Source organism: Paenibacillus sp. 1781tsa1 (genome assembly GCF_024159265.1).
Taxonomy (GTDB): Bacteria; Bacillota; Bacilli; order Paenibacillales; family Paenibacillaceae; genus Paenibacillus.
The window spans coordinates 1021145-1036723 of the sequence record NZ_JAMYWY010000001.1; the positions used below are offsets into that span (position 1 = coordinate 1021145).

Annotated in this window: 7 protein-coding genes; 6 read left to right on the forward strand and 1 reads right to left on the reverse strand. The window is 46.9% G+C overall.

All coding sequences use genetic code 11. The features are described 5' to 3' along the window. Nucleotides 1-17 precede the first annotated feature (17 nt). From NKT06_RS04600 to NKT06_RS04620, 5 genes are all read left to right on the forward strand, one after another. Nucleotides 18-4988, forward strand: coding sequence for a DUF4132 domain-containing protein (locus tag NKT06_RS04600; RefSeq protein WP_253430524.1), 4971 nt, complete (start codon nucleotides 18-20; stop codon nucleotides 4986-4988). Between the two features lie 663 nt (nucleotides 4989-5651). Further along, on the forward strand, nucleotides 5652-8363 hold the full coding sequence (locus NKT06_RS04605) for a beta-glucosidase (protein WP_253430528.1): 2712 nt from the start codon (nucleotides 5652-5654) through the stop codon (nucleotides 8361-8363). A gap of 145 nt (nucleotides 8364-8508) precedes the next feature. Beyond that, nucleotides 8509-10074, forward strand: coding sequence for a glycoside hydrolase family 30 protein (locus NKT06_RS04610; protein WP_253430531.1), 1566 nt, complete (start codon nucleotides 8509-8511; stop codon nucleotides 10072-10074). Nucleotides 10075-10229: 155 nt separating this feature from the next. After that, nucleotides 10230-10694, forward strand: a complete 465-nt coding sequence (locus NKT06_RS04615; protein WP_483311561.1) for an acetyltransferase — start codon at nucleotides 10230-10232, stop codon at nucleotides 10692-10694. 46 nt (nucleotides 10695-10740) lie between these two features. Continuing rightward, nucleotides 10741-11727, forward strand: a complete 987-nt coding sequence (locus tag NKT06_RS04620) for a WXG100 family type VII secretion target (RefSeq protein WP_253430537.1) — start codon at nucleotides 10741-10743, stop codon at nucleotides 11725-11727. A gap of 265 nt (nucleotides 11728-11992) precedes the next feature. Here NKT06_RS04620 and NKT06_RS04625 read toward each other — a convergent pair whose 3' ends face one another. Further along, nucleotides 11993-12781 carry a formate/nitrite transporter family protein gene (locus tag NKT06_RS04625; RefSeq protein WP_017690511.1) on the reverse strand — a complete coding sequence of 263 codons (789 nt, stop codon included), beginning with the start codon at nucleotides 12779-12781 and terminating at the stop codon, nucleotides 11993-11995. A 386-nt stretch (nucleotides 12782-13167) separates the two neighbouring features. Between NKT06_RS04625 and NKT06_RS04630 the strand changes: the two genes are divergently transcribed. Then, complete coding sequence (locus tag NKT06_RS04630; protein WP_253430540.1) at nucleotides 13168-15573, forward strand: S-layer homology domain-containing protein; 2406 nt, start codon at nucleotides 13168-13170, stop codon at nucleotides 15571-15573. Nucleotides 15574-15579 lie beyond the last annotated feature (6 nt).

A 15579-nucleotide genomic window follows, 5' to 3' on the forward strand; every position in this document is an offset into this window, starting at 1 on the left:
TGAAGGAGGAGAACAGGATGAATCAGGAAGATCAAGTGCAGGTGTATATGGATGAATTGCAGGAAAGAGCCAAGTCGTTAACAGGGGGACAGCTTGAGTTGGCAGGTTATGTTGTGGAGATCGCCGGGTCCACGTATTTGCGTGGAGACGAAAAGATGTTGCTGAATACAGAAAAGTTGCTTGGAAGGTTGGCTGCAGAAACGCAGAAGCCATTATTCCAGCCACTATTGGATGTGCTCCAGCATCTGGCGAGTGAGTCATTGGTTGCGCGATTCCGTTATATTGCAGAGCGTGCGACTCGTTTCCCATACAGTAACAACTATGAACGCAGGCCCTTCCGCACATCCGATCCGGAGCAGCGTGTAGAACAGGTCATCCGTAAACTGATGGGATTGTTCCGGATGGAAATGAATAATTTTTCCCTGGAAGAATATGTGTCACTTCGTGAGTACAAGCTGGATTATCTCCATGAGATCCGTTGGGTCCTGGCGGATTGTATCGCGTATGAACTGGATCATCAGGGTGGAGATATGAACCAGGCACTGCACGAGATTATATATGGTGACAATCAGAATGCATTGTTAACCCATGAAATGATCAAAGGCATATTCATGAGTGATCAGGTGGAAGCCTATCAGATGGTAGGTGAGCTGCTGGTTGCAGCAAGGTTGCAGGAAGGTCTGCGCCAAAGCATTGTGGAGCGGATGGATGAAGGAACACTGGAAGCCTATATTTACATATTAAAAATCATTATCGACAACAACCTGATTCGTTTCAGTTCTGTGGTAAGAGCGCTCGCTGTCTGGACAGGAATCGGCATAGAAGCAGCCAATCAGCGTGTTGCTGCACAGCTCATTGAACAGGCCCATGAGGCGCTGGTACAACCAGAAGTACGCGAAGCCTGGCAGCAGGAAGCGAATGCGAACAAGCTCTTTATCAGCCTGTGGGCGACAGCAGTCATCGAAGAGAATGATTTGAAGAGCAAGATCATCGAGATTATGGATCAAGGCCAATTATATCAGAAGATCGTTGCCCAATATGTACTGGCTAACAGCCAGAACCGAGAGCTTCGATTTGACATTGCACGTCGGTATCTGGAAGCGCAGGATGCCGAGTTGATGCACTGGATTGTGACCAACTATGACGCCATGTATATGTATAACTGGAGTTTCGAGAATGGTGAGAATCAGCGTAGCGTCTACGTGTGGCCATTGCCTGCTCTTGAAGATAAGGGCTTGCGGCGTCAGGACTTTGACCGGTTCAAACAGATGCTGGCTGTCATTCCAAAAGGCGGGTCAGGTGGACCATCGGGTGTACTTGAGTATGTTCACTACCGGATTGATATGGATGATGTAGTCAAAAAAATGTTATATCTGGCCGCTTATGATATGGACCCGGAATGGATTGGCGAAGTCATTGCAATCAAGGACAGCCTAAGCCCGGAACTGCGCGGAGAACTATTGTCCCAGTTTGTTCAGCATCCTGAGAATGAGGTGCAAAGACAGTTTGTGTTTGAGAGTCTGTCTGATAAAAGTATGAGTAACCGGGAGAGTGCACTCGCCAAGGCGAAGTTGCTCACGTTGACGGTTGAAGAGATGAACCAGATGGAGGCGTTGATGAAGCTCAAAACAGGCTCACTTCGTCAGAAGGTCATTCATGTATTGTTACTGCAACCCGTGGACCAATTGGCGGTCTCGCTGAAGCGACTTTTGCAGGCCAAGAGTGAACTGCAGCGCTTGGGTGCGCTAGAATTATTGACCGAGATTGCGGCAGATCCGGAGCGGGCAGATCAGCAGGAGGCATTACAGCCATTGGCGCAGCTTATTGAGACACCGACTGCCAAGGAACAGAAACTGCTGGATAAGCTGACCGATCAGGGGAGTCGTTACACAGTTTCTAATGGATTTGGTTTATTTGATCCGAAGCGACGTGAGCCATTGCTGGATGAGAAGCGTGACCTCAAGGGCCATAATCCGAAGGATATCTTTACACTCTCTCTGGATAAGACCAGACCTTTTCTGGAGGGACTCAACGAATTGGTGCATGAACACAGGGATTATGAGTATGAAGTGGAGTACTACGCTGGCTATAAAGAAACATTGTTAGTTGGAGCGAGTCTTCGCTCCAAGGTTCCGTATGGAGAGCGCAATGAAATGAAGCAGATGCAGCAGTTTCCGCTTCATGACGTATGGGAGAATTATATTCAACATGGCGAGTTTAGCAGTATGGAGTTAATGCAGTTGTATATGGTTATACAGCTGCGGGATTTCAATGGCAAATTGAGCGACCATTACAGTTACTTCCATGATCAGTATGGCTATGAAGAACTGCAAAAGATTCCGTTATTGGAAGGCTGGCGCAAGACGTTTGCTGAACAGACCTATCCTCTGGATGACATCGAAAAGCTGCAGCAGATGCTGGATTCGTTAACGTATAAGGATCAGGTAGTGGCACTGATATCGGCGGCATTTCTGGATAGCGATCCGATCGACACGTTTGAAATAGCTGAGAAAACCTGGGCCTCCATCATCGCGAGTATGCCTGCTGATCGACTCGAGAAAGAGTCAGGCATACTTCATATTCTGACTGGACCTTGGAATTATGTGGTTCGTGGCAAAATCCATGACGATAACAGCTTCAAACGTTTCTTCCAGACAGCTTACCAGTTCACCAGTCTTGTAGAGAGTAGTCATCCGCTGTCTTTACTGTCACTTGAAGATTTTCTGCGTGCGTACCAGTTGAACTTGATTGATGAACAGGAGATATACCGACAGGTTCTGGTCGGTGGGAATCGTCTGATGTTTATTCGGGACTTAACATCCACTCGTACAGAGGTGATCGCAAGTGATCCCAAGCTGATTCATTTACGGGATACGGTCGTTAATCGGATTCTGGAGATCGAGCTGACCCGGGGAGAACTCTCTACGGAAGTAAGTACACTTGCCATGAAACTGGAACGAATTGAAGGCATGGAACACTGGGTACATCTGGTCTCGGCGATGGATCAGGATACCTTTGTCCGTGGATATATCTACAGTTATGGGGACAACACAACACGTAAAGAGACGTTTAGCTATCTAATTCAAAATTGTCATCCACGGGATGGAGAAGATGAGAAGCGTCTTGGAGAATTGCTCCAGAAATATCCGGTAAATGAGAAAAAATTGCTGGAAGCAGCCATGTACGCCCCGCAGTGGATGGAGATTGTTGCGAAACATCTGGGATGGGAAGGTCTTCGCAGTGCAGCCTGGTACTTCCATGCCCATATCAATGAACGCTTTACTGCTGAGAAAGAAACCATCGTGGCCCACTATTCTCCAATCTCACCACAGGACTTTAATGAAGGTGCGTTTGATATCGCTTGGTTTGAAGAAGCCTATGCTGCTGTCGGTGAGGAACGGTTCAATCTGTTATACGATTGCGCCAAGTATATTTCTGGGGGAGCTAACCACCGCAGATCCCAATTGTTCGCAGATGCTGCACTGGGCAAGCTTCGATTGGACGATATGCGTGATTCCGTGTCAGACAAGCGAAACAAGGATCATTTGTTAACCTACAGCCTGATCCCATTCGCGGCTAATCGGGAACAGGATCTACGTGAGCGATACGACTTCATTCAGAAGTTTCTGTTGCAGAGCAAGCAATTCGGTGCACAACGCCGTGCCAGTGAAGGTGTAGCATCACAGATTGCACTGGGCAATCTCGCTCGTAATGCAGGTTATGCTGATGTTACGCGGCTGATGTGGGACATGGAAGCACGTAAGTTGGATGAGATGAAATCCTTCTTTGAACCTCATGCATTGGATGCTGACACGACAGCACAATTGGTCATCGATGAGGAAGGCCAACCCGAGATGGTTATCGTTAGCAAAGGCAAGACACTCAAATCTGTACCTGCCCGGTTCAAAAAAGATGGATATATCGCTGAACTGAAAGAGCTCAAATCGGATCTGGTGGATCAGTATCGCCGGGCACGGCAGGAGCTGGAACGTTCGATGACTGCTGGAACATCCTTTACACGTGAGGAAATTACCAGTCTGATGCATAATCCGGTTATATATCCGCTGGTAAGAACGCTTATATTCCAGTCAGGTGACAAGACGGGACGATTCGATGTATCGTCCAATGGTTTGGTTGCTCCAGGACCGGAGGGTACGACCCATGCACTATCGGAACAAGATCAACTGTTGATTGCTCATCCGCTTCATCTGTATCAGAGCGGAAGCTGGAGTGAATTCCAACGGGATCTGTTCACCCGTCAGGAGCGTCAGCCGTTCAAGCAGGTATTCCGTGAATTATATCTTCCTAACGAGGACGAATTGGCTAATGGTACGGTGTCTCGTCGATATGCCGGGTATCAGATTCAACCGAAAAAAGCAGTAGCTCTGCTTAAAGGACGCCAATGGACTGTCAGTTATGAGGAAGGTCTGCAGAAGGTAAGTTACGAGCACAATCTGATCGCGAATCTCTATGCCATGGCAGATTGGTTCTCACCAGCAGATACCGAGGCACCTACCTTGGAGACGGTGCAGTTCTACGATCGCAAGAGCTACAAACCTGTACCGTTGCAAGATGTGCCGCTGACGTTCTTCTCGGAAGTTATGCGTGATATCGATCTGGTGGTCAGTGTTGCACATGTGGGAGGCGTTGATCCGGAAGCCAGCCTGACAACAATCGAGATGCGCCATGTCATTGTGAACGAGTCGTTGCGTCTGCTGAAGATCGATAATGTGCGTCTGGACGGGAATTACGCACGAATTGATGGTGAATTGGGTGAGTATGCTGTTCATCTGGGTAGCGGCAATGTATTCAAACAAGCCACAGGTGCCCTTCATATCGTACCAGTGCACAGTCAGCATCGGGGCCGAATCTTCCTGCCATTCCTGGATGAAGATCCGAGAACAGCTGAGATTTTGTCCAAGGTGATGTTGCTCGCCGAAGATAAAAAGATCAAGGACCCGCAGATTCTTGCACAGTTACAGAACTAGAAGTTAGTGAAATAGAAGTGAACCGCCCCACGGGGCGGTTTTTCTATTTGTTACTCCGATTTTCAATGTAACTCCGAATCTCAATATAACAAGTGTAGAACAAGAATCATGGACGGAAAGTGAACAATATGGAGCAATTCCAACATAAAGGCAGCTGAAGAACCTGTTAAAAGGGACCTCAGTTGCTTTTATATTTTTGGATATTTCAACGGACCGGATTGGTTCCGTTTTCAAATAGACTTAGGACCCAGAGTGTGTCGACATATTCCTTAATCAACTAATTAATTACATTAATTAGTTGATCGGGAGTGGGTCGAACCGACTGTTTTTAAAAGTAAAGAATTTGTTCGAAAGTAGTTACGGAAATGTAAATAATTCGTTTTCTTGTTATGTTATCTGAATTCAAAGAGAGATGATTCCAAAGGACTAGACTCGATATAATCGGTCATTTACCAAATTTAAGGGGATGTAATTCACGATCATGTCGGCTATCGTTAGGAAGCGAAATCTGCTGTCTTGCTTGCAGGCTGCAGTTTCCGAAGCCATGTGCAGGACGACCTGAATGCTTGAAAGACTGGGATCAAGCCAGTTTGCATTCCCTTGTATACATGTATTCAATATGTGCACAAGAAAAATGATCAAGAGAGAAGGAGAGCTTACAACATGAACAGAAGACTCAATCTGATTTTCCTCAAACGATGGTTTATGTTATTAATCATCGTGGCGGTTGCGGCTATGCCGCTGCACGCCTTCGCCGCGGAGGCGGAATCTGGGGCCAATCGGCCTTGGATGAACAAATCCTTATCTGCGGAGGAACGCACCGAGCTGCTGCTCAAGGAAATGACGCTGGAGGAGAAAGTTGGATTCGTAACCGGTAAAGTCAATAACTATTATGGTTTCTATAATGATGGATTGGAGCGCCTCGGTATTCCGGCATTACAGATGGCAGATGGACCTGCAGGGGTACGTGTGGCCAACCCGGATGTGCAGGACAAAAAGTCTACGGCACTGCCTGCACCAATTGCGCTAGCCGCTTCCTGGGACACTAATCTGGCCAAGAAATATGGCGATCTGATTGGTCAGGAAGCACATGATACAACACATAATGTAGTTCTCGGCCCTGGGCTGGATATTGCACGTACACCATGGGGTTCCCGGAACTTTGAATCGCTCGGGGAAGATCCATTGCTGGCTTCCGGCATGGGTGCAGCGTATGTAAACGGGATTCAAAGTAATCCGGTTATCGCTACAGCGAAACACTACATCCTGAACAACCAGGAGACGGAGCGTTTCACCACCAATGCAACAGCCAGCGAACGTGCCATTCAGGAAGTCTATGCACGTCCGTTCCAGGCGATGGTTGAAAAGGCGGATCTCGGTTCCGCAATGTGTTCATTTAACCAGGTGAACGGTACATACGCTTGTGAGAACAAGGAGATGCTGACTGATGTCCTTAAGGATCAGTTTGGCTTCGAAGGGTTCGTCATGAGTGACTACGGTGCAAACTTCAGCACAGCCAAATCCGCCAATGCGGGTCTGGATCTGGAGACACCTGGAGAGCCGTATGGCAAATGGGGAGACAAATTGCTGGAAGCCGTGAACAAAGGCGAAGTCAGCGAGCAAACTATTGATGAAAAGGTTAGACGCATTTTGCTTCAAATGTTCGATAAAGGGCTGTTCGATAATCCTGTAACGAATACACAAATCAATGCCAAGAAAGACGGCAAACAAGCACGTGAAATTGCAGAAGAGAGCATGGTTCTTTTGCAAAACAACGATAATACGCTGCCACTTAACAAGAAAAACGTGAAATCCATCGCGGTCATCGGACCGGATGCAGATAACGCATCAGCTGCTGGTGGTGGTAGCAGTCTGGTTAACCCGACGTATACGGTAAGTCCACTGCAAGGCATTCGTAACCGTGCCGGTAACGGTGTGGATGTAAAATATGCAGCTGGAACCGATCCAATCTCCGCAGGAGATGCATTTAATGGACCGTCTGCCGTACCTTCCACTCTTTTATCGCCAGCGGATGCTAAAAAAAGTGAAAGAGACTATGGTACAGATCGTGCGGAATATGGTCTGCGTGCTGAATACTGGACCAATAAAGATATGGAGGGTAACCCTTCTCTGGTCCGTACAGACAATCAGGTCAACATGAATCTTGGATTCTACAACTATGAAGGTTTTAATGCACAATCTTCCAAGCTTCCAGTGACACCAACCAAATTCAATGCCAAAATGTCCGCTCGTTGGACAGGGGCGATCACAGCCCCTCAAACGGGTGAATATAAACTGTCCCTGACTAGTCTCGGTTCTGCGAAACTGTATGTGGATGATAAGCTGCTCGTAGACAATCAAGGTGAAACATTGAGTACAACAAAGAAAGAAATCACGTTTAAAAAAGGCGAGTCCCACAATATTCGAATTGAGTATCGTACGGATTTCCCGGTACAGACCAATCATGATATGGGTGCACAGGTTCGTTTTGGCTGGGAAGCTCCAGAAGACGCTGTGGATATCAAAATGCAAAAAGCAGTTGAGCTGGCGAAAAAATCCGATGTTGCCGTCGTGGTAACTCGTACGTATGACAGTGAAGGTTACGTCGACCGTTCCGACCTAGAACTGCCGAATAACCAGGAGCAGTTGATCCGCAAGGTAGCGGCAGCCAATCCAAAAACGATCGTGGTGCAAATGAGTGGTCGTGCTGTTGAGATGGATTCCTGGCAAAAAGAAGTGCCATCCATCGTTCAGGCTTGGTATGCAGGTCAGGAACAAGGTAATGCCGTGGCACGTGTTCTGTTCGGTGATGTAAATCCATCCGGTAAATTGCCGGTGACGTTTCCATCGGATGATTCCCAGACCCCGGTATCCACTGCGGAACAATTTCCGGGTGTAAATGGGGTGGGTAACTACTCCGAAGGTATCTTTGTAGGGTACAAAGGATATGACAAAGAAGGCATGACACCGGCGTTTGCCTTTGGACATGGACTGTCTTATACCGATTTTAATTATCGTAATCTGCATGTGAAAAACACAGGCAAAGGCGACAAAGCAACCGTAGAAGTATCCCTGAACCTGCGCAATACAGGTAAAGTTTCCGGTGCAGAAGTCGTACAGGTCTATGTTGGCAATCTGCCAACCAAAGTGGAGACGCCAGAGAAGCAACTTGCTGGTTGGGCAAAGGTTGATCTGAAGGCAGGCAAGCAGCAACGGGTCAACATTCAATTGGATCGCAGTGCACTATCCTATTGGGATGAAACATCCCATGAATGGGTAATGCCTAAGGGTAAAGTTCAGGTGTATGTCGGCAGTGCATCGGATGATATCCGTCTGACAGGCAGTGTGAATATCGGAAGCAAGTCCGGTAAATAAAAGTGAAGTCAGGGAGATCAAAAGGTTGTTCTTCCTGTGAAGTTATTTGCGTCAAATGCAGTTTGTTCTAATTCATATATATTAGGAGTTGAGTCGTGGCCTAGTGGCCGCGGCTTTTTCCATAATGGAAGGAGAGTGAAGTGTGATGAACATAGGCTGGCGAGAGCACCCCAAACGATGGATCATCCTGTTAATCGCTGTTTGTTGTGTCGGTGTAGGAATCTGGCTTATTTTCAACCGAAGTGAACAACCCGCTCCGCCACCAGTTGTGGACAAGCAGAGAGCGGCCGAAGTTTGGTTAACCACAGGAGATCAGCAAAATCTGCTTACACCACAGAAGCCCATTCCAATTACAGAACAGACTGATGCAGACCCAGGCTCTTCAGTTGCTTCAACGCAGGAGTCAGACACATCTCCGTCGGAGTTCACCATACAGATTGACCCGGACAAGACGTATCAGACCATGGATGGATTTGGCGCAGCGATGACAGGTTCATCGGTACATCTGATTAATCAGCTTCCAGAGGAAAAGCAAGAACAATTACTGAAGGAACTGTTTACAACAGAAGGGCTAAACATGGATATGGTGCGTCATACGATTGGTGCTTCCGATTATTCAGTGGATGAATCAGGTCAGGCTTCGAGCTATACCTATGATGATATCGAGTCCGGCACGGATTATGAGATGGAACACTTTTCGATTGATACAGATCGGGACGTTGTGAATATGCTGGAGCGTGTAGCTAGGTTGAAACCGGATCTTAAAGTATTGGGCACACCGTGGACGGCCCCTGCATGGATGAAATATGGGGAGAAGACGACGAACGGCTGGTATCTGGATTACAACAATCCCCGGGTGTATGAAGCGTACGCGAGATATTTTGTGAAATATATCAAAGCTTATCAGGCAAAGGGCATTCCTATCTACGGGATGACGTTGCAAAATGAACCGGAGTTCACCTCGGATAAATATCCGAGTATGAGTATGGGCGCCGAAGAACAAGCCATGTTCATTCGGGATTATCTCGGCCCGGCGCAACAGGATGCGGGACTGGACACGCGAATCATCGCGTATGATCATAACTGGGATCAGGCAGTCGAATATACCGGCAAGGTGCTGGGTGATGAGCAGGCTGCTGCCTATATCGATGGATCTGCTTTTCACTGTTATGCGGGTGATCCATCTGCCATGTCGGAAGTGCATGACCGCTACCCGGACAAACATATCTATTTTACCGAATGTAGTGGTGGGGAGTGGAGTCCTGATTTTGGCGAGAATCTGAGCTGGCAGATGTCCAATCTCATCATTGGTGCACCTCGCAACTGGGCGAAGAATGTACTGCTCTGGAACATTGCACTCGATCCGCAAGGGGGGCCCACGAACGGGGGCTGTGAGAACTGCCGTGGGGTTGTGACGATTGACCCTTACAGTGATGAAATCACTAGAAATGTCGAGTATTATGCGTTGGGCCACATCAGCCGTTATGTACGTCCGGGAGCCGTAAGAGTTGCTTCTACGCAAGAACAGGGCCAGCTCGAGAACGTAACCTTCCGCAATCCGGATGGAACGATGGTGCTGGTTGCAGCCAACACGGGCGAGGCAGAAGTTTCCTTAGATGTAGTCATGGACGGAGATACGTTTCAATATATACTGCCTTCCCAGTCGGCAGCAACCTTCCGTTGGAAGCCAAAAACGGGGGTAGAACGTTGACACAAGATTGGAAATTATGGGTACAGATTGAATGATGGACATGGTAAAATAAACGTAGAGTTATTTCAAATATGATGTATTAAACAAGTCCGATCCTAGGATCGGGCTTTTACATAACCTTTTTACTTTTAATAGAAAAGGAGAATACGTTGGACATGTTAGTCGTTGCATATCGGGAACAGGATCATGACAAGTTGGTTGGAATCTGGGAGAGTGCTGTGCGGGCAACACATACATTTTTGGAAGAGCATCACATTCAGTTCTACAAAAAAGTGGTGAGTGATGTGTTGCAGCACCGGCAAGTCGAGGTTTGGGAAGTACTGAATACAGAGCAACAACCCGTGGGTTTTATTGGTTTGCATGATAACTTTATCGAGATGTTATTTGTAGATCCGAGCCAACACGGACAGGGTCTAGGACGTCTTCTAATAGACCATGCCTTCAAAATCAAAGGCCGTCACCTCAAGGTGGATGTCAATGAACAGAATAGTGGGGCAGCCCGATTTTATGAAAAAATGGGATTTATCCAGATGGGGCGTTCCGAATTGGACGGTTCTGGTAATCCGTTTCCGCTTTTGCATCTAGAGATCAAACAGGAACAGGCCGATAGATCGTTGTAATGGATAGACCATGAGTTATAAATGACCAGGATGAGGAGTGTGCAGGATGACACAGATCAAGGTGACACCGGAACAACTGGAGACGGTCAGTGGGCAGTTCGCTCAGGCACATCAGCAATTATCGGGCTTCATGTCCACATTGGACGGCAAGATGAGTTTCATGCGCAGCAACTGGGATGGCATGGAGCGTGAGCGTTTTTATAACGATTATTCAACGGCTCAAGGCACGATGAAATCTGTTCTGGAACTGGTTCTGTCCATTCAGTCAGAGCTTAAGAAGATTGCCGAGCGTTTCCGCACGACAGATGAAGAGGCGGTGAGCCAGGCAATCATGACGGCGCTGACCGCAGCGCGGGCGCTATCAACCATGGGCAAAAATAAAGGCGATGATCTGGACAAAACGCCAGGTCCACCAAAGAACATGGATGAATGGGATGAGAAGGATGCCGAGAAATACCAGAACTATGAGGAAATGCTGAAGAAAGCCAAAGAGATGGGTGACGAAGAACTGGCGCAGCAGATTCAGGCCAGCATGAACATCATTCGGCTTCAGTATGAAGATGTAATCTATCAGACTGACCCCAACACTGGCAAGACGGTAAAAATAACCGAGGATTCCATCGTAGGTACGTATCAGGTGAAAAGCGACAAGGGCGAAACGACCACCATCAGTCTGGATAAACAGGGCAATGTGGTGGACTATAGCAAGGATACGGAAAAGTATAAGTATTCGGAGCAAACGCACACCACCAGTCAAGGCGAGCATCTCTTTGGCAAAGCAGCCCAAACGGCTACAGCCTACGGCATTGGTCTGCTGCTCACAAGCAAGACGGGCTCTGCCTTTACGGAACATGCGACAGGACTAGGTTCATCCTTCGTCGCGGATAAATTCCTGTTCTCCGTGCCGGAGGAAGGCGAGACACGTACGATGATCTACCGTACCAATAAGGATACGGGCAAAATGGAAAATATGATCGTGGTCACACGCGGCGACAACGATATTGAATATACTCCGTGGCGGGATTACTATTAAGCCACGGATGGGGTCGGCAAGCAGGCAACGCAGGAGTACCTGGTTGCGGCCTGCTTGCCGACCCACCGCATGGAGCCATGTGGTTGTGTATCACATGGCTATGCGTGTGGAGGGCAGGCGGCATATCCGTAAGCCTGTCCATAGAGAAACACCCCGGCAACCTTCTCCCTGAGATGGGAAGGTTGCCGGGGTGTTTTGGATTCTCCTTACCGATTAGCCACGGTTGAAGGACCGGGCCGGAAGGGAATCTTTTTTTTGCCAGAGATTAATGTGTCTCTTCATCCAGAAACGGTTTGTTCACCGCATAATACATGAAGCCCATCAGCAGTACACCACCCACCAGATTACCCAAGGTCACGGGCACCAGGTTGTGAAGCACACCTTCAAATGAGATCGTCCCCGGGTGATTCAGCACAAGTGCAATCGCGAACGTACACATATTGGCGATGCTGTGCTCATATCCCGAGATGAAGAAGCAGAACACAAAGAGCATCATGGCAAACATTTTGGCTCCATTCTCCTTCATGAACATCGGCACAAAGAACGCCATACATACAAGCCAGTTACACAGGATTCCCCGGAAAAAGAGCTGCATCGTTGGAACTTCCATCTTATGTTCCACCACGCTTAACAAAAAACCGTTCACCTGGGACGAGTCGAATAATCCGGTCAGGTAGATTAACAGGGCAAACACGGCTGCGCCCATCAGATTACCGCTATAACTCGCAATCCACAGCTTGATGACTTCGAACCAGCGCAGCTTCTTGCGCAGCGCAGCGTACGTGTAATAGAACGTATTGCCCGTGAACAGGTCACCGCCACCGTAAGCGATCAGGATGATGGCCGCGCCAAACGTAATGGCTGCCATCGGATAGGTAAATGGGGACTGCTCCATATAAAAGAAGTTACCTGTCTTAAACGCCACGATGACGCCGAATCCGATAAACATACTGGCCAGCATGGAGCGTGCAAGGTACCTGATTAAGCTTTGTTTGTAAATCTTGTGTTTCTTCAGAGCTAGTTGTTCCACGTTCCGTAGAGCTTCCGTTTCCATAATTCTCCTCCAGTAGTTAAGTTGAATGATTGCATTAACTTACAAATCTCACCAAGTTCCTTTTATTATAACGATTTTTGAGATAGTAACACGCTTTTTCAGAAAAAGAATATCTTTAATCAGTTTAAGTTTATTTTGGATGTAAACTTATAATATGGGTTCATATTGTTTGCATTTTTTGAATAGTTATTTGCATATTTTTCTCGTTCCGTAATTCTGAAATTTATACAGAACAATGTATCCCCATGTTAAGTGAAATTTGTATGGGTTACATTGATATAATCTTCTTTTATCTGGTTTTTTTACTAGTTGTTTTGTTCAGAAATTGTTCAGAGTATCTTGATAAAATTTGTGCGGAAAACGAAGTTTTATTGGGAGGAACAAATATGAATCAGGATTGGAAAAAAGTGTTGCTGACTTCACTGGTAGTAGGCATGCTGTGGGGAACTCAATTTGTCAACGCAGCAGAGCAAACCGGAGAAGCAACAGTCTCCGTATCATCGGTTTTTACAGATCAGAACGATATACGATCGTCCTCTCTTCAAGCGGTAAAGGAAGCAGTAGAGAAAGGGTTGATCTCGGGTTATCCAGATGGATCATTTCACCCGGACAAGCCTTTGACTCGGAGAGAAATGGCTGTGTTGTTGGCCAAAGCATCACAATTAGAGACTGATAAGACTTCCAACACTGGGCTTAACCATTCAGATTGGGCCGCTCCTTATATTGAAGCAATTCGTCAAGAGGGATGGATGACCAGTGATACAACAGGTAATTTCCGTGCTAACGATCCGATTCGTCGTGAAGAGCTTGCTTCCATTTTGGTAAGAGTTACAGGAACACAAGGAGCAAAGGGAGGCCAACAGCAGACACTTGCAGATGAATCTATGATAAGTGGTTGGGCTAAAGAACAGGTACATACGGCGTTGAAACTGGGGTTATTGGATTCCGATGAGGGGAAATTCGAATCCAAGGCTTTGGTGGAGCGGCAAGATATAGCAAAAGTTCTCGTTGATGTTTTCCAGACGGGTGAGCGGACAGCCTCTTTGACTGCACTGGACGGAGATATTGCTTATGTGGATGGACGTCCTTTTGTGATCAGTCAGGAATTGCAAAGAATTTTGAATGACGAGAACAAAGAAGCATTGCAGAACGCAGTAATTACTTATGATGCACGAACACGTAACCTGTCTGCCTTATCAGAAATCCAGATCACCCAAGCAGGCACGCTACAAAATTACGTGAAATTGAATTTGGTCGGTACCTCCTATCAAGGTGTGGTCACAGTCTCTTCGAATCATGTTGCTCTCAAGGCCGATAATTTGTCCAAGGTTGTATTAAAGCCAGGCGTAAGTGCGATAACAATTGATGGAGATATCGATGCCGTAACCGTAGATACGACTGACAAAGTCACTGTTCTAGGAAGTGGAACGTGGAAGGAAGTTGTGTTAAAAGACGTAAAATCCATTATTCAATTACCGGCAAGTGTAAAAACAAATACAGTTATTCTTCCAAAAGGCGGTGTAACCTCACAGATCATTCGTAGTGCACCGCCACTAACCGCACCATCCAGCAATACCGTGGCAAGCAACTCCAATTCTGGCTCAGGATCAGCGACACCAACTCCTACACCGACTCCGACTCCAGAACCTGAGCCGCCGGTTATTGTACCTCCGTCTCCCGAGAATCAACCGCCTGTTGTTCAGTCTAGCATTTCTGACATGATGGTATATCTCGGAGAAGGCATGCAAGAGATTGATCTCGGTGCTGTATTTACTGATGCGGATGAGGATGAGCTGAGCTATGAGATTACGGAGATCGATCCTAAAATCGCTACAGCGGATATTCAGGGTTCAAAATTAAAAATTGTGGGCGTTGCTACAGGCCAAACAACGGTTACGTTGAAAGCTGCAGATGGAAAAGGAGGAAGTGTATCGGCTTCATTCACTTATGTGGTCAAACCGGTCTTAATTCCACCACCATTTCCACCTTTACCGCCAATTCCGCCATTTCCACCAATCATCATTCCACAACCACCAATGAACCATGCTCCTGAGGTGGTAAAAACACTGCCAACTGTTGGAGTTGAACTGGGTACCGTGAGTAAGACGGTTGATTTGGCTGATGTGTTCACAGATATGGATGGCGACATTCTAACGTATACAGCACAATCTTCTGATCCAGCTGTGGTAGAAGTGAGTGCCCAAGGAGATATATTGACTTTAGATCTCAAGAACGTTATTGGTTCCGCAACTGTTACCGTTAAGGCTACTGATCCTGCTGGTAAAGATGTTGAGACGACATTTACGGTTAAGGTGGAGGACCCGGATGCAGGAAAGAGCCTGTTTATTTCCGAGGTGGTCTGGGGAGAAGGCAATACTCAGGCGATCGAACTGTATAATCCAACGTCCAAGCCAATTGAACTTAGTCAATTTGAGATTAAACGTAGTGATATAGACGATCCGATTACGTTTGCTTCCGGAACTATCATTGCACCTTATAAAACGATGGTCATTGCCGATGACTCTACAGATTTCCCGATTAATGAGGACGAGATTTATTATATGTCCTTTAATTTTGATATTGATCAACCCAAAGACATCACTTTGATACTCTATCAGATTAGCGATGGAGAACCTATGGATACAGCCATCTTGAAGCCTGCGCAATCTTTAACAAGAACGTCAGGTAATGTTCATGGTGATGCACATTATGACGGGGCACGGTGGATCCAACAAGGAGAGAACTATTATAACGGTCTGGGTAACTTCACATCCTCACCTTCCATTCCTTAATTTTTG